This is a genomic window from Maribacter sedimenticola, assembly GCF_900188415.1.
Taxonomy (GTDB): domain Bacteria; phylum Bacteroidota; class Bacteroidia; order Flavobacteriales; family Flavobacteriaceae; genus Maribacter; species Maribacter sedimenticola.
Genome location: NZ_FZNV01000003.1, coordinates 16,737 through 43,037, shown reverse-complemented (window position 1 = coordinate 43,037; position 26,301 = coordinate 16,737). Strand labels below are relative to the sequence as shown.

Here is a 26,301-nt window from a genome sequence, read left to right as displayed (position 1 = left end):
AAATTTTAAATTGATTTTTAACTTGTGTACGTCTCTACAGGCAGAAATTATGCCATTGCCTATTTACTGACAAATTGTAAACAAAAAATGCCAGCTTGTCAGAAGCTGGCATTTTATTATAATTTATCTTTTGGATTATAAACTGTCCGTAGGCGTTACTTGTTCCGTTTCTACCGGTGTAACCTCTTCAGGCAAAGTTTCGGGAACAACAGTTTCAATATCATCGCCTTGCAATAATTTTGAATCCGAAGTGCCAAAATTACCTTTAAGCGCAATGTTGGAAGCAAGTATAAGAACGATCAACAAACCGGCCAATGTCCAGGTACTTCTATCTAAGAAATCGCCTGTTTTTTTGACACCGCCTGCAATTTGCGTTCCGCCACCACCAAAAGAAGAGGAAAGTCCGCCACCTTTTGGGTTCTGTACCATAATCACCAACACTAATAACAAGCAAACGACGATGATAAGGATTAAAAATATTGAAAATGTACTCATCCTATATTATTTATTAGCTTTTTGAATTTTTTCTACTGCCTTAATTCGGTCTGCAAAGAAACTACTTTTTTCCGGATATTTCAAACTTAAAATTTTAAAGGCCTGAATGGCTTTTTTGTACTTCTTTTGTTCAAGATAAACCCTTGCCAGCGTTTCTGTCATCAGCTCGTTCTTGTCTATCTTTATAGAGTTGGAGATATCAAGTTTGGTTCCTTTTTGCTCCGTAGGGTCTATTTTTGGATTGCTGGCTATAAACTTGTCTATGCGCTCAAATTTTTTCTTTTTTATGGCGTCTAACTTTTGAACTGGTTTAGCTTTTTTCTCAGGCACCTTTTCAGCTTTTACGGTAGAACTGGTTTGTTCCGCTCCTGTGGTGCTTATTGGTTTTTTTGAAGCAAGGCTCAACCATTCAGAAAAGGAATATTTTTCCTTTTCATTAAATGTTAGCGGTTTACCTATTTCCAAGGTTTCTTCTTCTTTGGTAACCGTTGTAGGTTTGGATTGGAACAATTCCGGGTCTAGAATATGCTCGGCATCCGTGGTGTCCTGTGGTAAGGGTTTGTCCTCAGAGTTTTCAATTAAAGGGGCAGTTGGTTCCTTAGGGGGCTCTACTTTGGATTCCGGTTCAATAATTACAGTATTTTCCGTACGATCATACCGTAAAAAATCCTTTGAGGTGATGAACTCAAAAAGAACATCGCGATCAGTGGTAAAGGCTGCCGTTGTCTTTAATGCCTTATTGTATTTATAACTATTAAGATTTTTAAGTCCTTTTAAATGTAAGGCACGTGCCGCTTGAAAATAAGGGTATTCCGCAATAATATCCTCCAGATGTTTTGTGTGGATCGGTTCTACTACTTTGGTAGGATGTTCTAGAAAATATGTAAAATCCTTTACGTTCATATAGGTTACCAATCTGCCAATGATGCGTTGAAAATATCCTGTGTAAGTCGTTCAAATATTACTTCGTGCGCTTCACTCTTTATGGATGCCAACTGCACGTCGGCAGGATAGTCATAAAAGAACGAAAAACTTTGGTCAAAAGCTGCATCTTCTTTTAATCGGTTGTAAAATCTAACCTTCACGCGCATAGAAAGCCTGTTTTGTGCTGCGGTCTGCTGTGCAGTGGCGGACATGGGTGAAATTTTGTATTCGGTTATTTCCCCTTCATATAAAAGGTCTGGATTACCGGAAGTAATAAGGTCCAAACTGGTCTGGTTCATGATCCTATCCTGCAAGGCCAGCGTAAAATCCCTATCTACGCCCGGTTCAAAAGTAGAACCCGGACTCTGGGTTGCATAGTTCTGGAAATAATTTACTTGAAAGGTTTTGGCTTCCCCTACGTTACCGCCCGTAAAGTTATAGATACCGCAACCTAAAAGTAATACTAGGGGCAATGAGAAAATAACAGCCTTTTTTATGTATTTAATTGTAAATATGTTCATAAGTTCTAAAGATCGTACTGTTTAATTTTTCGATAGAGCGTTCGTTCTGAAATGCCTAATTCTGCCGCTGCCGCCTTTCTTTTGCCACGGTTGCGTTCCAAGGATTTCTTAATCAGTTCTACTTCTTTCTCCTGTAGGGACAAGGTTTCCTCTTCCTCTATCTCTTCGGCAAAATGGTATTTGTCCTCGTATGCATCCGAAGTAAGGATATGATCTTCCTTGGGTTCAGGTAGGTGCAATACATTTAAGTTGGTTTCTTCTTGGGAGTCTTGGTCCAGATCTATATCCTCCTCATCTTCATTTCCGTAAATTTTACGGATCAGGTTCTCATTGTCTTTTTGTACTTTTTGTGAATCGTTGTTTTTCAACAATTCCATGGTCAATTTTTTAAGATCGTTCAGGTCGCCCTTCATATCAAACAATACCTTATATAAAATCTCCCTCTCGTTGCTAAAATCGCTTTCTGCTTTGGTGTTGGAGACTACCGCAGGTAAATTGGTACTCGTGTTATTGGGCAGGTACCCGTTCAAGGTAGCTGCGGTAATCGACCTATTTTCTTCCAATACGGAAATTTGCTCGGCAATATTACGAAGCTGCCTTATATTTCCTGGCCATCTATATTTATTCAGTAAGGATACCGCTTGCTCATCTAGCCTAATGGTTGGCATCTTATATTTCTGGCTAAAGTCAGACGCAAATTTTCTAAACAATAAATGTACATCTCCCTGACGTTCGCGTAATGGAGGGATGTTTATTTCAACGGTACTTAAACGATAGTACAGATCTTCTCTAAACCGTTCTTTTTTAATGGCCTCGAACATATTGACATTGGTGGCCGCAACAATACGAACATCGGTTTTTTGAACTTGGGAGGAACCTACTTTTAAGAATTCTCCATTTTCCAATACCCTTAATAACCTAACTTGGGTGGTTAAGGGCAGTTCGCCAACTTCATCTAAAAAAATAGTTCCGCCGTCCGCGACCTCAAAATACCCGCTTCTGGTTTGGGTTGCCCCGGTAAAGGCCCCTTTTTCATGTCCAAAAAGTTCACTGTCTATAGTTCCTTCCGGTATGGCACCACAGTTTACCGCTATATATTTGGCGTGCTTTCTATGGGACAAGGAATGAATGATCTTTGGGATAGCCTCTTTACCAACTCCACTTTCACCGGTAACCAGGACGGAAATATCCGTAATGGCAACTTGCATAGCCTTCTCCAATGCCCTATTGAGCTTAGGGTCTTGACCTATGATTTCAAAACGTTGTTTTATACTTTGTATGCTTTCCATAGAAAATGGCTCTGTACTAATTTAATTGTTTTCGGAATAATCTAACGCAGTACCTTTTAGTGTTGCAGAGGTACAATCGTGAATTTTGACATTGACAAAATCACCGATCTTATAATGCTCCTTAGGAAATACCACGACCGTACTTTGTGAGTTTCTGCCCATCCATTCATTTTCAGATTTCTTTGACGTTCCTTCAATAAGGACTTCCTGGATTTTACCCACATGCTTTTCCGTTCTAAATTGGCAATGTTCCCTTTGCAGCGCAATTATTTCAGATAGGCGTCTTTTTTTAGTAGGTTCGGGTACATCGTCCTCCATCTTTCTTCCTGCCAACGTTCCCGGTCTTTCGGAGTAGGCATACATATACCCGAAATCATACTTTACATATTCCAAGGCTTTTAAGGTGGCGGCATGGTCTTCTTCCGTTTCCGTAGGGAAGCCGGAAATAATATCTTGGGAAATGGCGCAATCTGGCAAAAGCTCCCTTATATTATCGATCAGCTCAAAATATTCCTCAATGGTGTGTAACCTGTTCATTTCCTTTAAAATACGGTTACTTCCGCTTTGAACCGGTAAATGAATATGGTTGCATATGTTTTTATGTTTGGCCATGGTTTTAATCACGTCCAAAGTCATATCCTGCGGATTTGATGTAGAAAATCTAATGCGCATTTTGGGTTGTGCCAAGGCTACCATTTCCAAAAGTTTGGAAAAGTTGATGGCTGTCGCTTTTTGCATTGGGGAAGCGTTCTCAAAATTCTTTTTTAGTCCACCACCGTACCATAGGTAACTATCTACATTTTGTCCTAAAAGGGTAATTTCCTTAAATCCTTTTTTCCATAGTTCGTTGATTTCTGCCAAAACGGACTGCGGATCCCTACTACGTTCTCTTCCTCTGGTAAACGGTACTACACAGAAGGTGCACATGTTATCGCATCCCCTAGTGATTGAAACAAAGGCGGTAACCCCGTTGGTGTTCAGCCTTACTGGGGCAATATCTCCATAGGTTTCGTCCTTTGAAAGTATAACGTTTACGGCATCCCTGCCAGAGTCTACCTCTTTAATAAGATTGGGCAAGTCTTTGTAGGCATCTGGCCCCACAACCATATCTACAATCTTTTCCTCGTCCAAAAGTTTATCTTTTAGACGCTCTGCCATACAGCCAAGAACACCGACCTTTAGGTGAGGTCTTGATTTTTTTACTTTATTATATTCCGTTAATCGTTTACGTATAGTTTGCTCTGCTTTGTCCCTAATAGAACAAGTATTTACAAGGACCAAATCTGCATCTTCCAATACTTGTGTAGTATTAAAACCTTCGTTGGCCAGGATAGATGCAACGATCTCGCTGTCAGCAAAGTTCATTGCACAACCGTAACTCTCTATGAACAAGTTGCGTTTGTTTTCTTTTCTAGCTGCTACGGCCAGTGTTGTGCCTTGCACCTTTTCATCTATGGTTTTCTCCATTCTACTTATTACTTCACAAAAATATTTGGTTGGCAAAGATACCATTATAATCAAAAATATGACAAGTTGACATACTTATTTAGGGTATTTTTAGGCTTTGGAACCGTTAATATTTTAAATTTGTTGGTAACACAACAACCAGCTATAACATGAATTTAGAGAAAAAAATTACTGAAATAAAGTCTAGACCAAATTTGGAATTTGGAAGTATATTCAATAGATCTATAGAATTGTTTAAAAAAATATGGGTTCAGGGTTTTATTGCCTTACTGCTTACATTCTTGACAATACTTCCTTTTTATATAATACTTTATATTCCCATGATTGCCACAGGTATCACTGACCCATATGCTTTGGAGCATGATGAGCTACCACCTATGGTTGCGGTTGCAATGGGTATTTTGTCACCTATAGTAATTATTGGGGTAAGCACCTTTAGTCTGGCAATTAATGCGGCTTTCTTAAGGATTTGTAGGCAAAAGGATGAAGAAGAAGATGGTATTGACGACTATTTTTATTTTTTTAGGGAAGGCAGAATTGGTAAAGTATTTATACTTGCCCTATATATTATGGGTGTTGCACTTTTAGGAATGCTGGCCTGCGGTGTAGGGTTGTTCTATGTCATTGTTCCGCTTTCACTATTGCCCGCTTTTTTGGCTTTTTCCAACGAATTATCTGCATTTGGTATGGTGAAAGCAAGTTTTATCTTGGGAAACAAGAATTGGCTAATCATATTTTTGTTGGTATTGGTTGCGGGTATAGTAGCTGAATTGGGATTGTTGTTATGCTGTGTAGGGATTTTTTTTACTGCAATGTTCAGCAAGGTGCCCACCTATTTTATGTACAAGGACGGTGTTGGTTTTGAGGAGGATGCTTATTTAAATTAATGTTGTACAACGCAACTAATATTGAATTTTAGCATCTTATGGTAAATGTTTAAATAACCAAGACCATGAATTCAAAAATCTTAGTAGTATTTCTAGTAGTATTGGCAGTATTCAGTTCATGTGACAATGATGGTCCATATGAAGATTATTTAGTGGCACGTCCTATACTAATGAATGCTGTTTCGTTCAAGGCAGAAGCCATAGATATTATGGAGCCGATACCTGTAGTGTCTTCAGGAAAAGTATATGCCTATAAGAACTATATTTTTGTCAATGATGTGGGCTTAGGTTTTCATGTAATAGATAATTCCTCGCCTCAAAATCCAGAGCGTATCGCTTTTATAAAACTGGAAGGCAATAATGATATATCCATAAAGGATGATAAATTATATGCGGATAGTTATGGAGACTTGGTGGTGTTCAATATATCGGATATCAATGCAATCAGTTTGATCAGTAGAATGGAGAATGCCATTTATAATAATGGTGTTTGGATGACCAATGTAACTTTTCCCCAAGCGGATATTTATGAATATGGGGATATTGATTATGATAAGGATATTGTGGTTGGCTGGGAAGTTAACATGGAGAGAAGGTCCGTTGCCGATTATGAGAAACAATTTAACTGTGACAATTGTGATTTGGCCTTTGTGTCCGAAAATACATTGAATTCCCAGCAAGGTTCGGTGGGCCAGGGCGGTTCTTTGGCCCGTTTTAAAATTATTGGGGATTATTTATATGTGGTGGATTATAGCGATTTAAATATTTTCGACATTGCGGATTTGGAGCAACCTAAGGTCCTGGAAGACGTGCAGGTGGGCTGGGATATTGAAACCATATTTAACCAAGGTGAAATACTGTTTTTGGGTGGCAGGCAAGGAATGTATATCTATGATATCAAAGATCCGGAAAAACCTGAGTTTATTTCCGAATTTAGGCATGGCACCGCTTGTGATCCTGTAGTGGTAGATGGTACCTATGCATACGTAACCCTCAAAGGGGGTAACATGTGTGGCGGTACGGAAAGTGGTCTTTATATCATAGATGTCTCTAACTTAAAAAACCCCGAGCTTAAGGTTATTTACCCTATGGAAGGACCAAACGGTTTAGGGGTCAAAGGAGATCAATTGTTTATTTGTGATGGCGGGGCCGGTTTAAAAGTGTATGATAAAAGCAATGCTCCAAATATTACCATGGTCAGCCATTTTAAAGATATTGTAGCTTATGACGTAATTCCATTATCTTCTAGTTTGTTGATGATTGGCGACCAAACGTTATATCAATATGAATATGTGGACAGTGATATTAAGTTGTTAAGTACTTTGGAGCTGTAGCCACTATACTATAATATAGAAAGTAAAAGGAAGCCATTGACTTCCTTTTTTTATGCTTTTTTGAGGTCGTGGATGGTAGTGGGTAGGTTAATTTTTATGTTGTGGCAATTGTCCGTCCATTTTAAAAAATAGGAAATAATGAAAATGGCGGACTAATTTTTTTTAAATAGTAAAAAAATGATTTTATGGCCGTAGTTCTAATAAATAACAGGAAGAAATAAATGTTTGAAATTCCAAAGTTTAAATTTTAGTATACATTTGTAGGTATAAACAAGGTTGATGGCGAAAAATTTAGTAATTGTTGAGTCTCCTGCAAAGGCCAAGACTATTGAGAAGTTTTTAGGAAAGGATTTTAAGGTAGAATCAAGCTTTGGGCACATAGCGGATTTACCCTCTAAGGAATTGGGAGTGGATGTCGAAAATGATTTCACACCAAAATATATAGTGGACAAGGACAAAAAAGCCTTGGTTAAAAAACTTAAGGGACTGGCCGATAAAGCGGAAACCATATGGCTTGCAAGTGATGAGGATCGTGAAGGAGAAGCTATTTCCTGGCATTTGGCAGAAGAGCTTGGTCTTGATAAGAAGAAAACAAAAAGGATCGTTTTCAACTCGGTTACCAAGGCGGCTATACAAAAAGCCATAGAAAATCCGCGTGAGATTAACTTTAACCTTGTAAATGCGCAACAGGCAAGACGAGTTTTGGATCGTTTGGTAGGGTATCAATTATCGCCCGTTTTATGGAAAAAGATTAAACCGGGACTTTCTGCTGGGCGTGTACAGTCCGTAGCGGTGCGTTTGATCGTTGAGCGTGAGCGTGATATAGAGGGTTTTGAACCCCAGGCCTCTTTCAAGATAGCGGCCGAGTTTAAAACTGAGGCCGGTAGCGTTTTTTCCGCCAAACTTAACAAGACATTCTCTACCAAGGAAGAAGCGGAAGCATTTTTAAAGCAAAACAAAGCGGCCGATTTTTCCGTAAGTAAATTGGACAAGAAACCGGCAAAAAAGTCGCCTTCTGCACCATTTACGACATCTACCTTACAACAAGAAGCATCTAGAAAACTTTACTTTTCGGTTGGGAGAACCATGCAGGTGGCCCAACGTTTATATGAAGCAGGTTTAATTACCTATATGAGAACGGATAGTGTTAACCTATCTAACGAAGCGTTGGTTTCGGCAAAGGAGGCAATTGTAAAGAATTACGGTGAAAAATATAGTGAGACCAGAAATTTTGTAGGTAAGTCCAAAGGAGCCCAAGAGGCGCATGAGGCCATTAGGCCAACGGATATGGGAAATCAATCCCCATCTTTGGAAAGAGATCAGTCCAAATTATATGACCTGATCTGGAAACGTACCGTAGCATCGCAAATGAGCGATGCACAGTTGGAACGCACCAATGTAAAAATCAAGGCAAATACACATAAGGAAGAATTTACCGCGAATGGTGAGGTCATAAAATTTGATGGTTTTCTAAAAGTATACATGGAAAGTGTAGATGATGAGGATTTGGCGGAAGAACAGGAAGGTATGCTTCCGGCCATGAAAGAAGGGGAGCGCCTGATCAATAATTTTATTAGCGCAACGGAGCGTTTTACCCGTCCGCCATACCGTTTTACGGAAGCCTCATTGGTGAAGAAATTAGAAGAATTGGGTATTGGTAGACCGTCTACCTATGCCCCTACGATTTCTACGATTCTAAATAGAGGGTATGTGGAAAAAGGCACTGTAGAAGGTACGGAAAGGAAGTACACACAATTGGTTTTGCAGGCCGATCAGATTAAAGAAAAGAATCTTACCGAAAATGTAGGGTCGGATAAAGGAAAAATGGTGCCAACGGACATTGGCATGATCGTTACCGATTTCTTGGTAAGTAATTTTGCAAATATTTTGGATTATAATTTTACCGCGCAGGTAGAAGAGGATTTTGATGAAATAGCTTCGGGTGAAGAGGATTGGAAAAAGATGATGAAAAACTTTTATAAGGATTTTCATCCCAATGTGCTTGATGTAGAAGAAAATGCGGATAGGGCCAGCGGAGAAAGAATTTTGGGCAAAGACCCTAAAAGCGGTAAGCAAGTATCGGTCCGGTTGGGAAGATTTGGACCTATGGTACAGATAGGAACCGTTGATGATGAGGAGAAACCAACTTTTGCCAGTCTGTTACCGGAACATTCTCTAAACACCATCACCTTTGAAGAGGCTATGGATCTGTTTAAATTACCAAGAAGGCTGGGTGTTTATGAGGGAGAAGAAGTTTTGGCCAATGTGGGCAGGTTTGGGCCTTATGTTAAATTTGGGGAGAAATTCATTTCCATGGATAAAGGTGAAAGTGCTTTTGATATAGAAATGGATAGGGCCATTGAGCTGATACAGGCAAAACAGAAAGCAGATGCACCTATTGCCATGTACGAGGAGAAAGAGGTCACCAAGGGCGTCGGTAGATTTGGACCATTTATAAAATGGAACGGCATGTTCATTAATGTCAATAAAAAGTATGATTTTGATCATCTTTCCAAGGACGATATTGTTGAGCTGATAGAGACCAAAAAACAGAAAGAGATTGACAAGGTAGTCCATAATTGGGAAGAAGAAGGTATACGGGTAGAAAAGGCAAGATGGGGCCGTCATAACATAATCAAGGGAAAGATCAAGGTAGAATTGGCCAAAACGGTCGATGCTACAAAGATTACCCTGGAGGAGGCTCAAAAATTGATCGAGCAGAAAACTCCTAAAAAGAAGGCAAAGGCAAAAGCGAAACCTAAGGCAAAGGCAAAACCAAAAACAAAAAAATAATATTTTTGTTCATGGAAATAGTAGTATTTTCATGGAGATCAAAACAGTTAACCTAAGGTACAACCCAAAATAAAGATTACTACATGGCCTTTGATTTTTTAGTTCCGGTGCAGGACAAGGTTTTGGCCCACAATGAGTTGCTGCCCAACCAAGCCATTGGTAAAAACACCTATATACATACTGAAAATGACGGATTGCCCGTATTGGCGAATGCCACCGTTGCATTTTTAGGGGTTAGGGAATCCAGGAATGCTTATGAAAAAAAGCATGAAAAATTGGACGTTTCCGGTATACGGTTACAATTGTATAAACTTTTGGTGGGTAATTGGAACGCCACTCTGGTAGATTTGGGTGATATAGAGGAAGGTGCTACGGTTGAAGACACTTATTTTGTAGTAAAGGAAGTAGTAGCGGGCTTGTTGGAAGAGCAAATCATTCCCATTATCCTTGGCGCAACACAAGATATTACCTATCCGGCTTACAGGGCATTTGATGGTATTAAGGATATGATCAATTTGGTGGCCATTGACAGTCGTTTTGATTTTGGCATTGATGATGAATTGATCTCGTCACATTCCTATATGAGCAAGATTATTACGGATAAGCCAAATAATCTTTTTAATTTTTCAAATATTGGTTATCAAAGTTATTTCAATGCCCAAGAGGAAATTGATTTAATGGAACGCTTGTTTTTTGATGCCTACAGATTAGGGGAAGTGGCCAATGATCTTACCTTGGCGGAACCCGTATTAAGAAATGCGCATATGGTGAGTTTGGATTTGCGTGCCGTTAAGGCGAGTGAATTATCCCATTCTGCCAATTTTTCGCCAAATGGTTTTGATGGCCGTGAAATTTGTACCATTGCAAGATATGCCGGGCTTAGCGATAAGGTGTCGGTTTTTGGAATTTATGAAATGGACAACAATGTCCAGTCCCAGCAGCTAATTGCCCAGATTATATGGTACTTCATAGAAGGAATCAATTACAGGATTCAAGAGTCTCCTTACTCCAAATCAGACGATTTTGTCAAATACAACGTACCTAGCGAAGACGAAGAATTGGTCTTTTATAAAAGCTTATTAACAGAAAGATGGTGGACAGAAGTACCATCTATTTACACTTCACATACTAAAGGTCATACACCTGCGTTATTACCATGCACCGAGAAGGATTATGTAGATGCATGTAATCAACAGATTCCTGAAAGGTGGTACAAGGCCTATAAGAAAGGCTTTAATTGAACGAGAATATTTTTAAAGCATTAAAAGACTTTAATACAATATTTTATTTAAAACATAGTTTTAGATGTTAGAATAAACCATTGTATTCTATAGTTAAACCATAATCGAAATTTAACCTAAAGTATGAAGAAGCTATTGTTATCCTCTATAGCGTTTGTTTTTTTACTCACAAGTTGTGGGTCTAAACAGAAAGGTGAGCTAACTGGAGTCCAGGGAAAAAAGTGGTATCCCGAAAAACCATATGGAATGGAACTTATCCCAAGAGGTTCTTTCATTATGGGTAAAAGTGAAGAAGACCAAGCAAAATTGTTGAACGCACCTACCAAAACGGTTACGGTACGTTCCTTCTATATGGATGATACCGAAATTACGAATAGCGAATACCGTCAATTCGTAGAGTGGGTAAAGGATTCTATCGTAAGAACCAAATTGGCCATTTTGGCCGATGAGTTGGGAATTGGTCCTGAAGAAGGTGGTATTGGTGATTATGCATTTAAGGATGCGGATACGACCAGGTCTTCAGTATATGACAAATATATGTTGGACAATTATTCAGGAATGGGCAAAACCGGTTATGAAGGTAGGGCCTTGAACAAGGATGAGGATTTAATTTGGGACACTTCGGAATATCCAGATGAATATTATACCGAGATTATGGACAGCATCTACTTGTCTGAGGAGGAGTCTTACAACGGACAGCGTACTATTGATGTAAAACAGTTGAAATACAAGTACAATTGGATGGATATAGAAGCTGCTGCACGTGCATCGATCAAAGGAAACAAAAGCAGAAAAGAATTTATACGTACGGAAGAAGTTGAGATATATCCGGATACTACGGTATGGATAAGGGATTTCTCCTATTCGTATAACGAGCCAATGCACAATGATTATTTTTGGCATGATGCCTATAGTGATTATCCTGTAGTAGGTATTACTTGGAAACAGGCCAAAGCATTTTGTAATTGGAGAACCAAGTTCAAGAATGATGATAATAAGAGTCGTGGAAGACAGTTCGTCAACCAATTTAGACTACCTACAGAGGCAGAATGGGAATATGCTGCCAGAGGAGGCATTGAAGGTGGAACATATCCTTGGGGTGGTCCATATGTAATTAGTGATACAGGTTGTTTCATGGCCAACTTTAAACCTCAGCGTGGTGATTATGCAGCAGATGCGGCATTGTATACCGTAGAGGCTAAATCCTATGAACCAAACGACTTTAATATGTACAACATGGCCGGTAACGTTTCTGAGTGGACAAACTCTAGTTATGACCCAAGTGCATATGATTACGTATCCACAATGAACCCTAACGGAGGTGATCAGTCCAATACAAGAAAAGTAATTAGAGGTGGTTCTTGGAAAGATGTTGCATACTTCTTACAAGTAAGTACCAGGGATTACGAATATGCAGATTCTGCCCGTAGTTACATAGGTTTCAGGACCGTACAAGATTATATGGGTGAAGAGGACTCTACACAATAAATAGAAATATTAACAGTTTTATAATAAATTCAAATTAAATTTTTAACCAAATCTTTTTTATTAAACCTTAATTAAATTAAAATCATGGCACAGTCAAAATCCACAAAAAAATTATTTAACATGGCCTATGGCCTAGGAGCATCAGTAGTAATTATTGGAGCATTGTTTAAAATTCTACACTGGGAATTTGGTCCACTAACAGGTGGTCTATTATTAGCGGTAGGTCTTATTACGGAGGCCCTTATATTTGCGATCAGTGCATTTGAACCAGTTGATGACGATTTAGATTGGTCATTGGTATACCCAGAATTAGCTGGTGGTGAAAGCAAAGCGCCTAAAAAAGGTCAAGCTGCAGAAGTAAAAGAAGCAGAAGCGTCTTTATCTAAGAAATTAGATGATTTGTTAAAAGAAGCTGGCGTAGATGCAAGTCTTATGGAAAGCTTGGGAACTAGCATTAAGAATTTTGAAGGTGCTGCCAAAGGTATCGCTCCAACGGTAGATGCAATGGAGTCTACAAAGAAATATTCTAGTGAAATGGTTCAAGCTGCAGCTCAAATGGAGTCTTTGAACAGTCTTTATAAAGTACAGTTGGAAAGCGCTAGCAGACAAGCTTCAGTAAACGAGGAAGTAGTTCAGAATGCAAGTGCACTAAAAGATCAAATGGCATCTTTGTCTACCAACCTTTCTTCATTGAACGGTGTTTACGGTGGTATGTTATCTGCAATGAGTAAAAACTAATTGGATTTTTTACCAAACCCCAAATTAATTAATAATTAAAATCTAAAAATCCATGGCAGGAGGAAAAGCAACACCACGTCAGAAGATGATCAACTTAATGTATTTGATCTTCATCGCGATGTTGGCACTAAATATGAGTAAGGAAGTATTGGCCGCATTCGGTATAATGAATGAAAAGCTAGAGACTTCAAACGCAATGACAACCGCAAGTAACGAAGCGTTCTTGGGTAGTCTGGAAACCAAAGCATCTGAAGATGCGGCTAAATATGAAAAGCTGTACAAGAATGCTCAACAGATCAAAGCAATGTCTCAAGAGTATTATGATTACCTAGAGTCGCTTAAAACTGGAATGACAGAAGGTCTTGAGAATCCAAAGGATTATGCAAGAATGGACAATTCAGATTTCTTAGATCAAAAGTTCTTTCAAGGGGACAACCTTTCAGAAGGAGGAAAAGAGTTCATGAAAAGACTTACTGACTATAGGGATAATGTTGCGGCTATCGTACCAGCTTCATTAAAGAGCTCGGTTATAGATCGTTTCCAAACAGGAAATGCTGAAGGTAAGGTACAAGCTAAAGATGGTATGCAAGATTGGATCAACTATCATTATGAAGGTTATCCTTTAGTAGCTTCATTGGCTAAATTGACCGCTCTTCAAGCAGATGTAAAAGTTACTGAAGAAGCAGCTTTAAAATCTATGCTAGAAGGTGAGTTGACCAGTCAGGTATCTTTAAAGAACTTTGCTACATCCCTTGCAGCTACTAAATCTGCTTATTATGCAGGTGAAAAGTACGATGGTAAGATCATCATCAGCAAAACGGATAACTCTTCTACTCCGGTAAGAGCTGAGTTAACCTTGGACGGTAGAAAATTATCTGAAGGTTCTGATTATAAATTAGAGGCAGGTGGTGTAAAAATGCTTATCAATTCTGGTTCTGCCGGTGATCATGAAGTAAAAGGTACGATCTACTTTAAGCAAGACGGTGAAGAAATTCCTGTAGAGGTGAACAATTCTTTTGCTACCATTTCCAAGCCAAATGCGGCATTGATCGCTGCTGACAAGATGAACGTGGTATATAGAGGTGTTGCCAACCCAATGTCTATTTCTATACCGGGTATACCAAACAATAAGGTAAGGGCTTCTGCTCCTGGTCTTAAAGCGGTTAGCGGTAGTAAATACGTAATGAACCCAGGAACGGGTAGAACGGTTACCATTACAGCTTCAGGTACATTGCCAGATGGTCAGCCTATAACTTCTAAATCTGAATTCAGGATCAAGGATATTCCAAGGCCAGAAGGTAGTATTAGTAAGCAGACTGGTAGCATTAAGCTTCCTAAAAGAAACGTAGAGATCGCTACTATAGGTGCGGGTCTAGAGGATTTTGATTTTGATTTGAACCTTGCGGTAAGCGGTTTCAAATTCAAGGTGCCGGGACAGCCAACTGTTTCTGTTAGAGGAAACAAAATGGACAGCAAAGCTAAAGCGGCTTTACAACGTGCAAAAAGAGGTGATATCGTGCAGATTTTCGATATTGAAGCATACATCACCAATAACAAAAGTTACAAGTTGAAGAAAGTATCTCCAGTTGTTGTGGAGATTACAAACTAAATAAATGGAATGATACCGGGTAAGTTGATCTTGCCCGGTTAATTTTAAAGTGAAACAAACATGAATTGGAAAAATGTTTTTGTAATCGGGGCGGTAACATTGTTGCCCATATCTATGATGGCCCAGGCAAATGTTTTGAATGCCAAAAAACCTGAAGAGGTTGGTATTCGTACAGAAGCGCAGAAAGCCGTAGATAACGATGCACCCTTGGAATATGGTTATGTAGATGATAGGGATATACTTTGGTCCAAAACTTTATGGGAGACCGTAGATTTGGATGAGCGTGTAAACTTCCCACTATATTATCCTACGGATACCATGGATATTGGACCGGATAGAAGGTCTTTATATCATGTTCTAATTAAAAATTTAAAGAGTGGAAAATTAGAAACGTATACAGATTCTTATTTCACTAAAAAAAGATCGTATGACGATTTAAAGGATGCCTTGCAAATGGTTGATACCTTGGATTATGGATACGAACAAATGAATGCCGGAGAAACGGTTTCTGAAGAGTACATTACTCGTAGAAGTATTTCCGCGGCAGACATTGAAGAGTACCATATTAAAGGAATTTGGTATTTTGACAAAAGGCAGGGAGAATTAAAATATCGTCTTTTGGGGATTGCACCGGTAGCACCGGATGTCAACTTCATGGATGACGATAACCCAGATATGGTAGAATTGTTTTGGGTATGGTACCCAGATGCCCGTGAGATTTTACATGAGGCAAAGGTGTTCAACCAACAAAACTCTGCACAACCCATATCTTTTGATATGTTGCTGAATGCACGTAGGTTCAACGCGGTTATCTATAAAGAGGATAACGTACAGGGAGATAGGGAGATTGATTCCTATATTTCTGACAATGCATTGTTCCAATTGCTTGAGGCAAAACGTATCAAGGAAACGATCAGAGATAAAGAACAAGATATGTGGGCTTATTAAGCACCATATAAAAATCCAATTCATTTTTAAAAACCCAATCCTAAGATTGGGTTTTTTGTTTTTATAAAACATTTTATGGTTTTGTGATTACATTTGCCCAATGGTAGATTATATAGTGGTAGGGTTAGGGTTGGCCGGAACTTCTTTTTGTGAAACTTTACGGCGAAACAACAAGACGTTTGTAGTGTTCAATGATCGATCGCAAACATCCTCCAGGGTGGCCGGAGGCCTTTACAATCCTATAATCCTAAAGCGGTTTACACTTTCTTGGAAAGCAGATGAACAATTGTTTTATGCCACGGAATTTTATACCCAACTAGAGCAGTTCTTAGGAGTTCATTTTAACAGGAGATTAAGCGTATTACGAAAGTTTGCTTCAATAGAGGAACAGAATTTATGGTATGAGGCTGCGGATAAGGAACGGCTAAAGCTATTTTTGGATACCCAATTGATCACTAATAATAATCCCCATCTTAACGTGCCCAACAGGTTGGGAAAAGTACTGCATACCGGAAAATTAAATACTTCATTATTGCTAGATACCTATGAACAGTGGTTGGTAGAACAAGGAATAATGCACTATGAGACCTTTGATTATAATAAATTAAAAATTGGTAGCAATGAAGTGGTCTATGGTGCGGTCACGGCCAGGCATATCATTTTTTGTGAAGGCTTTGGACTTACTACAAATCCATATTTTAAGTATTTGCCCTTACAGGGTTCAAAAGGGGAGTATCTCATTATAGAATCCAAGGAATTAAAGGAAGAAAGTCTTGTAAAATTTTCCCTGTTCCTTATTCCATTAGGAAATGATCGGTATAAGGTTGGGGCTACTTATAACAGGGGTGATAAGGATAACGACATTACCCTGTGGGCAGAAAAGGAAATCATCAATAAATTGAATACCCTTTTAAAATGCAAATATACGATCGTAGGCCAAGAAGCGGGGGTAAGGCCAACGGTAAAGGATAGAAGGCCCTTGGTAGGTAAACATCCGCAATACCCTAATATGTGGGTGTTGAACGGTTTTGGTTCTCACGGGATTATGATAGGTCCATGGGCATCCAAGGCACTTTTTGAACATATAGAAATGCAAAGGCCTTTGGATAAGGAAATGGACATTAATAGATTTTTACCCAATTAAGGTGTATTGGCCTTGGTACTAGCTTCATACTTCACAAAAATGTTGATCCATATATTTCTGGATAGCCGCATGATAACCGGCATAAAGGCAATCATGGTTAAAACAATGGCTATAAAAGTCTGTATAAGGTCTGCACCAATAAAAAGCCTTGCAATTACAAAGGCGGCAACCGCAAAAGCAATTCCTACCGCATAACTAACATACATGGCCCCATAAAAAAAAGAGGGTTCTATCTTATATTTAAAACCACAATGACCGCACTTTTCATGCATTTTAAAAATTTTGCTTAAATGATAGGGGTTTTTATCCAAATACATACTTTCTTGATGACATCGGGGACAACTTCCTGTTAAAATGCTGTAGAGTTTGTTTCCTTTTTTTAACATTTGCAAAACTTTATGTAAAGATACAAAAAGGCGGCTCTTTTTATCCTTTTGATAACCGTCCAAAAAATTAAAAGTATACAGTTTGCCCTATCATTTGTTATGGGTAAAAATTTAAAACAGAAGAATTATATTTTATGTTAAACGTTCATAACCTATCAGTCTCCTTTGGCGGAGAATATTTGTTCGAGGAAATCTCTTTTCGTCTAAATGCAGGGAATAGAGTAGGCTTAGTAGGTAAAAACGGTGCGGGAAAATCTACACTGCTAAAATTGTTGAATAGGGACATGGCTCTGGATACCGGGGTTATAGCGGTAGAAAAGGATATTAAAATCGGTTTTCTTAGGCAAGATATAGATTTTGTACAGGGAAGAACCGTTTTGGAAGAAGCCTATCAGGCATTTGAGGAAATAAAAAAATTGGAGCTTAGGTTAGATGAGATCAATCATCAACTGGCAGAACGTACGGATTATGAAACGGATTCGTATAGTCAGCTTATCATAGACCTTAACGATGTCTCCCAGCATTATGAGATTTTGGGAGGTTATAATTATCAAGGCGAAACAGAAAAGATATTACAGGGCTTAGGATTTAAGCGGGAAGATTTTGATAAAAAGACCGAAACTTTTTCAGGTGGATGGCGAATGAGAATTGAATTGGCAAAACTATTGTTGCAGAGTAACGATGTGCTTTTGCTGGATGAGCCAACCAACCATTTGGATATTGAATCGATCATTTGGTTCGAGCAATTTTTAAATAATTATACGGGCGCCGTGGTCATCGTATCGCACGATAAAATGTTCTTGGACAATGTTACCAATAGGACCATAGAAATATCCTTGGGACGAATCTACGATTATAACAAACCATATACCCAATACTTGGTCTTGCGTAACGAGATTAAACAACAACAGTTAAACGCCCAAAAGAACCAGGAAAAGGAGATTCAACAGGCAGAACGTTTAATTGAAAAATTTAGGGCCAAATCTACAAAGGCATCAATGGCCCAGTCCCTTATTAAAAAGCTCGATAAAATTGAGCGTATAGAGGTAGATGAAGATGATAATAGCGTAATGAACCTTCGTTTTCCAGTGTCCATTACACCCGGTAAGGTAGTAGTAGAAATAGAAGGGTTGTCAAAATCATACGGAAGTAATTTGGTCCTTGATGATATTAATCTGCTTATAGAGCGCGATAGCAAAACGGCCTTTGTTGGTCAGAACGGACAGGGAAAATCTACTTTGGCAAAAATTATTGTTGGTGAGCTGGAGCATGAGGGCCGTTTAAAATTGGGCCATAATGTGCAAATAGGGTACTTTGCCCAAAACCAAGCGGAATATCTAGATGGTAACAAAACCATATTGGACACTATGATAGACGCAGCCAATGAAAGTAACCGAAGTAAGGTAAGGGATATTTTAGGTTCTTTTTTGTTCAGGGGAGATGAGGTGGAAAAGTATGTTAAGGTATTGTCAGGGGGTGAACGTAACCGCCTTGCCCTGGCCAAAATGCTGTTACAGCCTTTTAATGTATTGGTAATGGATGAACCTACCAATCACTTGGACATCAAATCCAAGAACGTATTAAAACAGGCATGTTTAAATTTTGAGGGTACGTTGATATTGGTATCCCACGATAGGGATTTCCTTCAAGGATTAACCAATAAGGTCTATGAATTCAAGGATTCTAGGATAAATGAATATCTGGGCGATGTGGATTTCTATTTGGAACAGCGAAAAGTGGAAAATTTCAGGGCCATAGAAAAAAAACAAGCAGTGGCCGTAGAAAAGGTCAAGCCCAAGGAAAATTCATTTCAGGATCAAAAGAAGCTTAAAAGTTTAAAAAATCAACTTAGTTCCGTAGAAAGTAAGGTGGGTAGTCTAGAGAAGGAAATCAAGGAAATTGACCATAATCTATTGGTAGATTATGATACTACCATTCAAAAACCTAACTTTTTTGATTCCTATCAGGCTAAAAAGGATAAACTGGAAAAGCTCATGCAGCAGTGGGAAAATCTTACAATGGATATAGAGTCTTTAAGTTAAGGTATTTTTATAGACACCTGTTTTAACACGTTTTACAACAGAAAAGGTAACTTTCACAACAAACGGTGGTTGCACAACGATAAAATTTTAGTTTTCAGCGTTAATAGTTCAAATTTGTAGGACAATTCCTAAGTATTGGATGCTAAAAACCACCAACATATGAAAAAAATATACTCTTTAAGTTTCAGTTTGTTTTTACTGACTACCGTATGTTTTGCAGAAATTTCCAAAAAGGAGAAAAAGGCCTTAATGGATTTTTATACAAGTACAAATGGTCAGCATTGGGTTAAAAAGTGGGATTTGAAAAAGCCGGTTTCACAATGGTACGGTGTAAAGGTGGTAGATGACAAAGTTGTGGAGATCAATTTATTTCACAATAATCTAATGGGGCCAATCTCTTCTGAAATAGGAAAGTTGGAACATTTAGAGGTGCTAAATTTGGCCTTTAACTCATTGACAGGGAATTTTCCCCAAGAAATAGCCAGCTTAAATAACCTAAAGGTGTTGAAGCTGGAGATGAACAGGTTAAAAGGAGAGCTGCCAATGGAAATAGGTAATCTGTACCAACTAGAGGAGCTTTCCGCATTCAATAATTTCTTAACCGGTAAGATACCTGCCACGGTAGGCAATTTAAGGGGACTTAAGATATTGAACTTGTCCAGCAATGATTTCTATGGTGATATACCTAGTTCATTAGGACAATTGACCCAATTGGAAACTTTGGGATTGTTTGAAAATAAATTGGAAGGTGCCATACCCAATGATATGGGCAATTTGTCTAACCTAAAGGAATTAGTTTTGGCCAATAATAATTTAAATGGCGAAATACCCAGTGAATTTGCCCAACTGGCAAGTTTGGAAGTATTTCAGATACAGAATAACAATTTTAGTTCTTTTAAGGCTTTAGAGTTTTTGGAGACCAAGGAGTATTTGGTTTTTGATTATGACAAGGACGATAGAAAACTTGAATTTAAGGATATCAACTTTAGTAAGACCAAAATGGCGGATACTAAATTTGAAGATGATATTGAAGAGTAAGAGTAGTTTACACTTTTAGTTAGTTTGGTGATAGAAAGAGATGTACAACTACATCTCTTTCTTGGTTGTGTATTTTTAACACAATAATCTATCATAAAATCAATTTTTATACGTTATAGAATAACTGCTTTTTTATGGCAGCCCTGTTTTTTAACAGAGTTGACAGAAGATGAGCATAATTTAATCCCCCAAAACCAACAAAAATTTTTCATTATGAAAAATACCTTCAAAAGCTTAACCGTCCTTTTTGTGCTGGCCTGTAATTTTACAGCCATAGCCCAAATTCCAAAAAGTGAAAAACAATATTTAATTAAGTTCCATAAAAGTACGCTTGGTGAAAACTGGCAGAACCCATGGAATTTAAACGAGGATCCCACTACATGGTACGGCGTACAAATAGAAAACAATCATGTCGTAGGCCTTAAACTGTATAGAAACAATCTTAAAGGTAAAATTCCCGCAGGTATAACTGCGCTTACCAATTTAGAGACCCTAAACCTGGCGTTCAACGCTCTTGAGGGTAATTTGCCCCAAGAAATTTTTAAAGTCGGTACATTGAAGACCATACGTTTGGAAATGAACAAATTTAACGGTAGTCTTCCTGCGGATTATACCAAAATGCATAATCTGGAGGAACTGTCCATGTTCAATAACCTATTGGAAGGAGAAATACCTGCTGGTATAGGGAATTTGCAAAACTTAAAAATATTGAATCTTTCCAGTAATTATCTAGAAGGTCATTTGCCAAAATCTATTGAAAAATTGTCCAAATTGGAGCAATTAGAGTTGTTTGGCAATAAATTGGCCGGAACAATAGATGTTGAACTTGGCAAGTTGATGAATCTAAAGGAATTGATCCTATCCTATAATAAGTTTGAAGGAGATTTGCCAAGTAGTGTAGCAAGTTTAAATAACCTGGAATTTATACAGTTACAAGGAAACGATTTCAGGTCCTTGAATTCATTAATGCAGTTACAGTCGCAAAAGTTGGCTGTTTTTGATAGTGATGATGAGTTTTTGAACATGAAGTTCAGTAAAGTAGGTGTTAGCGAAACAAGGTTGGTAGATACCAAGTTTGAGGATGTAAAACACTAATTAGAATAAAATATAGATAAAAAAGGGATGCTTGGCATCCCTTTTTTTATGCAGTATATAATAGACGATACCTATACTTTATGATTTCTTTAACCATGCTCAAAACAAATGCCATATGTCTTTTTTTGTAGTTTCGCTTTTTGTTTTTAAATCTGTTCATAATCAAATAAATAGCAGGTTTAAAAGCAGTTACGTTCATGTTTTGACAATGTTTTTTAAGAATTTAGGGAATAGTGTTCAAAATGTTCTAAAAGCCTTATTAAATAGCTTTTATGATCGTCAATATAGTAATTGGGTTGCTAGGGCTAGCATGGGGGAAATGAAGTTTCTGGACTATAACTCAATTTAGGATAATGTCGTTTCACTTTGCTTTTTGGCCGTTTCAAGGTAAAACTATGGTCAAGTAGGTTGGTGGGGGGTATATTTGACTTTGTATTTTTTAGATACGTTTTATAAATAACAACAAAATGCGCAAAATTATTTTTACCGGTTTAGGCATATTATTAATTGTCATATCCATCTTTTTTTCCAAAGTTATCATTGATAGCAAGAAAACATTTAAGCCAAGATCAGAGAAGGTGGTCAAGACCGTGTTTACGGAAGTTGTTGAAAACGGTACCGTTCCTATTGTGGTAACGGCCAATGGTAACCTATCGGCCAAACAGCGTGTAGAACTTTATGCAGAAGTACAGGGCGTATTTAAAAAGGGCAGTAAGCTGTTCAAGGAAGGGCAATCTTTTAGGCAAGGGGAAACTATTATCAATATAGATGCCGATGAATATGCGGCAAGTGTCCAATCTGCCAAGAGCAATCTATTTAACCAGTTAACTTCGGTAATGCCGGATTTGCGGTTAGATTATCCGGATATTTATCCAAAGTGGCAAAAATATCTGGAGAATTTTGATATGTCCAAAAGCACCCCGGCACTACCTGAGATGACTACGGAGAAGGAAAAGTTCTTTATATCCGGTAGGGGTATATTGACCAGTTATTACAATGTTAAGAATTTGGAACAGCGCTTGTCAAAATATCGTATTGCTGCGCCATTTACCGGTGTGTTGACAGAGGCTTTGGTAACAGAAGGTACTTTGGTGCGATCGGGACAAAAGTTAGGAGAGTTCATTAATCCGGAAGTATATGAATTGGAGGTATCCATCAGTAAGTCCTACACGGACCTTTTAAAAGTAGGAGAGTCCGTAGAACTTACCAGTCTAGATGATAATGTAATCTACAAAGGAAAGGTTTCACGAATAAACGGAAATATAGACCAGGCATCGCAAACGGTAAAGGCCTATATAGAGGTCGTAGATAAGAATTTGCGAGAAGGCATGTATTTAGAAGCGAATTTGGATGCCAAAAAAGAGGAAAACGCTATTGAAATAGATAGAAATTTATTGTTGGAAGGAAACCAGATTTTTGTGGTAAGGGATTCCGTTCTGGATATCATAGATGTTGATCCGGTCTATTTTTCGGATAAACGTGTGGTCCTTAAAAATGTTCCCAACGGGGTTACGATTATGAGCAAGCCATTGATCGGGGCCTATACCGGTATGGCCGTTAAAATTTACGCTGAACAACCAGATAATACCAAAGGATAATGCGCAAACTGATAGAATACTTTATACGGTACCACGTTGCCGTAAATGTAGTGGTAATCTCCTTTGCACTATTTGGTATTGTGGGTGCAAAGTCCTTAAAGTCATCGTACTTTCCATTAACGGATTCCAAGAATATATCAATAACCATTACCTACCCAGGTGCATCTCCACAGGAAGTGGAAGAAGGTATCGTCCTTAAAATAGAGGATAACTTAAAAGGATTACAAGGTGTAGACCGTGTTACCTCTACATCTAGGGAGAACAGTGGTACCATTAATGTGGAAATTGAAAAAGGGGAGGATATAGATTTTATGCTCCTGGAGGTTAAAAATGCAGTAGATCGGGTACCCACCTTTCCTACGGGTATGGAACCGTTGATCGTATCAAAATTAGAGGCCGTACGCCAAACCATTGCCTTTGCCATTAGTGGTGATAATATTCCCTTGGCCACACTAAAGAGCGTGGGCAGGGAAATTGAGAATGATTTACGGGCCATGCAGGGCATATCACAAATTTCCATATCCGGTTTTCCGGAAGAGGAAATAGAGATTGCCGTCAATGAAAACAACCTATTGGCCTATAATATAACATTTACCGAAGTGGCCAATGCGGTCAGTAATGCCAATATTTTGGTAACGGGAGGTAATATAAAGACCGATGCCGAAGAATATTTGATCAGGGCAAACAATCGTTCTTATTTTGGCGATGAGCTTTCCAATTTAGTGGTCAAGGCCGATCCGTCCGGGGCTATCATCCGCTTAAAGGATGTCGCAACCGTAAAGGATCGTTTTGCGGAATCGCCCAATGCAACCTATTTCAACGGTAATCTTTCCGTAAGTACAACAATTACCAGTACCAATAGCGAGGATTTAATTGCCTCTGCGGAACTGGTGAAGGAATACGTAGAGGAATTCAACCAAAAATATAACAACGTAAAGCTGGATATTGTATCAGACCAATCTACCACGCTCGTGCAACGTACCCAACTGTTGACAGAGAACGCTATTATGGGGATGATATTGGTATTGATATTCCTATCGTTGTTCCTTAATACCAGATTGGCCTTTTGGGTTGCATTTGGACTACCGGTAGCATTTTTGGGAATGTTCGTATTTGCAGGATTTTTTAATGTAACCATTAATGTGCTCTCGTTGTTCGGTATGATCATCGTTATCGGTATTTTGGTAGATGACGGTATTGTGATCGCAGAGAATATCTATCAGCATTACGAAAAAGGGAAATCTCCGGTACAAGCTGCTGTAGATGGTACTATGGAGGTGTTGCCTCCTATTATATCGGCCATTATTACCACCATATTGGCATTTTCTATCTTCTTGTTTTTGGATAGTAGGATCGGGGAATTTTTTGGCGAGGTATCGGTAATCGTAATATTGACTTTAGTGGTTTCTCTGGTAGAGGCTTTGATTATACTACCGGCCCACTTGGCACACTCCAAGGCATTACAGCCCATAGATGATAAACCAAAAACAGGATTTGCAAATGCGTTTGCGAAATTAAGGGTCATCAATGAATTTGGGGACCGACTTATGACATGGATGCGTGATACCCTGTATACGCCCGTTCTACATTTTTCCATGAAGTACAAGGTATTTATGTTCAGTATTTTTGCCGCTGCCTTTATCTTGACCATTGGCTCTGTTGGCGGGGGAATCATCAGGACCGCATTTTTTCCAAGGGTTGCCAGTGATAGGGTAGGTATTGAACTGGAAATGCCAAACGGTACCAATGAAAAGATTACGGATTCTATTATTTCCATGATCGAGGAAAAAGCGGAAATCGTAAATCAGGAATTGACCGAAAAGTATTTAAAGGGTACGGACAAGGTGTTGTTCGAAAATATAATCAGGCAATTGGGTCCGGGGTCATCTACCGCCCAATTAACGCTTAACCTATTACCTGGTGAAGAAAGACCGGACGTCATTTCTGCGGATATGGTTACCAGCAGGTTAGAGGAACTTGTGGGTCCCGTAATTGGTGTAGAGAGTTTAATTTACGGTTCTGGAGGTAACTTTGGTGGTTCTCCGGTCTCCGTATCCCTTTTGGGCAATAATATTGAAGAGCTTAAGGCCGCAAAGACCGAACTAAAGAATACCTTGGTGACCAATCCTAGGTTAAAGGATATATCGGATAACGATCCCGCGGGAATCAAGGAAATACGCTTAACGTTAAAGGAGAATGCCTATTTGTTGGGCTTGGACCTACGTGCTATCATGGCACAGGTAAGATCCGGGTTCTTTGGCGTGCAGGCACAACGTTTTCAAAGGTCTCAGGATGAGATCAGGGTGTGGGTAAGGTATGAACGTGATGAACGTTCCTCGATCACCAATTTGGACGATATGAGAATCGTAACCCCTACCGGTGAGCGTGTACCGCTTAAGGAAATTGCGGAATACACCATTGAGCGTGGTGATGTTGCGATCAATAGGTTAGAGGGCAGACGAGAAATTCAGGTATCTGCGGATATGAAGGATGTTAAGGACAGTCCTACGGAGATCATGACAGAGATACAGAATGTCATTATGCCGGAAATACAATCAAAATATCCTACGGTTAGTGCCTCTTATGAGGGCCAGAACAGGGAGTTGGGCAAACTCACCGGTTCATTGAAACTGGTTGGGTTCACCGTGCTTTTATTGATTTACATTACCATAGCGTTTACATTCAGGAGCTTTAGTCAGCCCCTAATGTTACTATTGTTGGTGCCGTTCAGTTTTACGGCCGTGGCTTGGGGTCACTGGATCCATGATTTTCCGATCAACGTAATTTCATTACTGGGAATCATTGCCCTTATAGGTATTATGGTAAATGACGGCTTAGTGTTGATCGGTAAGTTCAATTCCAATTTACGCGAAGGTATGACCTTTGATAATGCCATATTTGAAGCCGGTAAATCTAGGTTTAGGGCCATTTTCCTAACGTCCATTACTACAATTGCCGGTCTTGCACCGCTCATGTTGGAGACCAGTAGACAGGCCCAATTTTTAAAACCTATGGCCATATCCATTGCGTATGGTATAGGTATTGCAACGGTACTGACTTTGTTAATGCTCCCCTTGTTCCTATCGTTCAGCAATAATTTAAAATCCAAGAACAGAATGTTGGCTTCTGGCCATAAGATTACCAAGGAAGAGGTAGAGCGTGCCATTGTGGAGAAAAAAGAAGCGGCACATTTGGAAAACCATATGCAGCATTCCCATGATAGTGAATAGGATGAAAATTGAATCAGCAATAAGAAGGTATAGC

20 protein-coding genes are annotated in these 26,301 nt (G+C 38.8%); 14 read left to right on the top strand and 6 right to left on the bottom strand.

Translation table 11 applies throughout. The features are described from left to right. Positions 1-135: 135 nt before the first annotated feature. From secG to miaB, 5 genes are read right to left on the bottom strand one after another with little or no spacing between them, the layout of a single operon-like run. Positions 136-495, bottom strand: coding sequence for a preprotein translocase subunit SecG (gene secG, locus CHB68_RS09530; protein ID WP_089260664.1), 360 nt, complete (start codon positions 493-495; stop codon positions 136-138). A gap of 6 nt (positions 496-501) precedes the next feature. Beyond that, entirely contained in the window at positions 502-1,398 is an 897-nt protein-coding gene (locus CHB68_RS09525) for a hypothetical protein (RefSeq protein ID WP_089260663.1), read from the bottom strand. Positions 1,399-1,403: 5 nt separating this feature from the next. Next, complete coding sequence (locus tag CHB68_RS09520; RefSeq protein ID WP_089260662.1) at positions 1,404-1,940, bottom strand: LptE family protein; 537 nt, start codon at positions 1,938-1,940, stop codon at positions 1,404-1,406. A gap of 5 nt (positions 1,941-1,945) precedes the next feature. Further along, on the bottom strand, positions 1,946-3,229 hold the full coding sequence (locus CHB68_RS09515; protein ID WP_089260661.1) for a sigma-54 interaction domain-containing protein: 1,284 nt from the start codon (positions 3,227-3,229) through the stop codon (positions 1,946-1,948). A 21-nt stretch (positions 3,230-3,250) separates the two neighbouring features. Continuing rightward, positions 3,251-4,696 (bottom strand): tRNA (N6-isopentenyl adenosine(37)-C2)-methylthiotransferase MiaB, encoded by a 1,446-nt coding sequence (miaB, locus tag CHB68_RS09510; RefSeq protein WP_089261235.1) that lies wholly within the window; start codon positions 4,694-4,696, stop codon positions 3,251-3,253. A 149-nt stretch (positions 4,697-4,845) separates the two neighbouring features. On the opposite strand from miaB, the gene CHB68_RS09505 reads away from it, so the two are divergent. From CHB68_RS09505 to CHB68_RS09465, 9 genes are all read left to right on the top strand, one after another. Next, positions 4,846-5,583: a hypothetical protein gene (locus CHB68_RS09505; RefSeq protein ID WP_089260660.1), complete on the top strand. Its 738-nt coding sequence runs from the start codon at positions 4,846-4,848 to the stop codon at positions 5,581-5,583. 65 nt (positions 5,584-5,648) lie between these two features. After that, a complete protein-coding gene (locus tag CHB68_RS09500) occupies positions 5,649-6,917 on the top strand; it encodes an LVIVD repeat-containing protein (RefSeq protein ID WP_089260659.1) in 1,269 nt (422 codons plus the stop codon). A gap of 279 nt (positions 6,918-7,196) precedes the next feature. Continuing rightward, complete coding sequence (gene topA / locus CHB68_RS09495) at positions 7,197-9,710, top strand: type I DNA topoisomerase (RefSeq protein WP_089260658.1); 2,514 nt, start codon at positions 7,197-7,199, stop codon at positions 9,708-9,710. An 83-nt stretch (positions 9,711-9,793) separates the two neighbouring features. Further along, positions 9,794-10,951 carry a formimidoylglutamase gene (locus CHB68_RS09490; RefSeq protein ID WP_089260657.1) on the top strand — a complete coding sequence of 386 codons (1,158 nt, stop codon included), beginning with the start codon at positions 9,794-9,796 and terminating at the stop codon, positions 10,949-10,951. A gap of 123 nt (positions 10,952-11,074) precedes the next feature. Continuing rightward, on the top strand, positions 11,075-12,439 hold the full coding sequence (porK, locus tag CHB68_RS09485) for a T9SS ring complex lipoprotein PorK/GldK (protein ID WP_089260656.1): 1,365 nt from the start codon (positions 11,075-11,077) through the stop codon (positions 12,437-12,439). Positions 12,440-12,523: 84 nt separating this feature from the next. Further along, complete coding sequence (porL, locus tag CHB68_RS09480) at positions 12,524-13,177, top strand: type IX secretion system motor protein PorL/GldL (protein ID WP_089260655.1); 654 nt, start codon at positions 12,524-12,526, stop codon at positions 13,175-13,177. Between the two features lie 52 nt (positions 13,178-13,229). After that, a complete protein-coding gene (gene porM / locus CHB68_RS09475; protein ID WP_089260654.1) occupies positions 13,230-14,786 on the top strand; it encodes a type IX secretion system motor protein PorM/GldM in 1,557 nt (518 codons plus the stop codon). 60 nt (positions 14,787-14,846) lie between these two features. Next, positions 14,847-15,734, top strand: a complete 888-nt coding sequence (gene porN / locus CHB68_RS09470; RefSeq protein ID WP_089260653.1) for a type IX secretion system ring subunit PorN/GldN — start codon at positions 14,847-14,849, stop codon at positions 15,732-15,734. A 100-nt stretch (positions 15,735-15,834) separates the two neighbouring features. Continuing rightward, positions 15,835-16,878: an NAD(P)/FAD-dependent oxidoreductase gene (locus CHB68_RS09465; RefSeq protein WP_089260652.1), complete on the top strand. Its 1,044-nt coding sequence runs from the start codon at positions 15,835-15,837 to the stop codon at positions 16,876-16,878. Here CHB68_RS09465 and CHB68_RS09460 read toward each other — a convergent pair. Continuing rightward, complete coding sequence (locus CHB68_RS09460; RefSeq protein ID WP_089261234.1) at positions 16,875-17,264, bottom strand: DUF983 domain-containing protein; 390 nt, start codon at positions 17,262-17,264, stop codon at positions 16,875-16,877. The genes CHB68_RS09465 and CHB68_RS09460 overlap by 4 nt on opposite strands. A 134-nt stretch (positions 17,265-17,398) precedes the next feature. Between CHB68_RS09460 and CHB68_RS09455 the strand changes: the two genes are divergently transcribed. The 5 genes from CHB68_RS09455 (at position 17,399) to CHB68_RS09430 (ending at position 26,267) form a co-directional block, all read left to right on the top strand. Further along, on the top strand, positions 17,399-19,306 hold the full coding sequence (locus CHB68_RS09455) for an ABC-F family ATP-binding cassette domain-containing protein (RefSeq protein WP_089260651.1): 1,908 nt from the start codon (positions 17,399-17,401) through the stop codon (positions 19,304-19,306). Positions 19,307-19,465: 159 nt separating this feature from the next. After that, positions 19,466-20,344: a leucine-rich repeat domain-containing protein gene (locus tag CHB68_RS09450; protein ID WP_089261233.1), complete on the top strand. Its 879-nt coding sequence runs from the start codon at positions 19,466-19,468 to the stop codon at positions 20,342-20,344. Positions 20,345-20,557: 213 nt separating this feature from the next. Beyond that, positions 20,558-21,439, top strand: a complete 882-nt coding sequence (locus CHB68_RS09445; RefSeq protein WP_143815193.1) for a leucine-rich repeat domain-containing protein — start codon at positions 20,558-20,560, stop codon at positions 21,437-21,439. Positions 21,440-21,906: 467 nt separating this feature from the next. Continuing rightward, positions 21,907-23,037, top strand: a complete 1,131-nt coding sequence (locus CHB68_RS09435; protein WP_089260648.1) for an efflux RND transporter periplasmic adaptor subunit — start codon at positions 21,907-21,909, stop codon at positions 23,035-23,037. Next, a complete protein-coding gene (locus CHB68_RS09430; RefSeq protein WP_089260647.1) occupies positions 23,037-26,267 on the top strand; it encodes an efflux RND transporter permease subunit in 3,231 nt (1,076 codons plus the stop codon). Before CHB68_RS09435 ends, CHB68_RS09430 begins: the two co-directional genes overlap by 1 nt. The last annotated feature ends 34 nt before the right edge of the window (positions 26,268-26,301 follow it).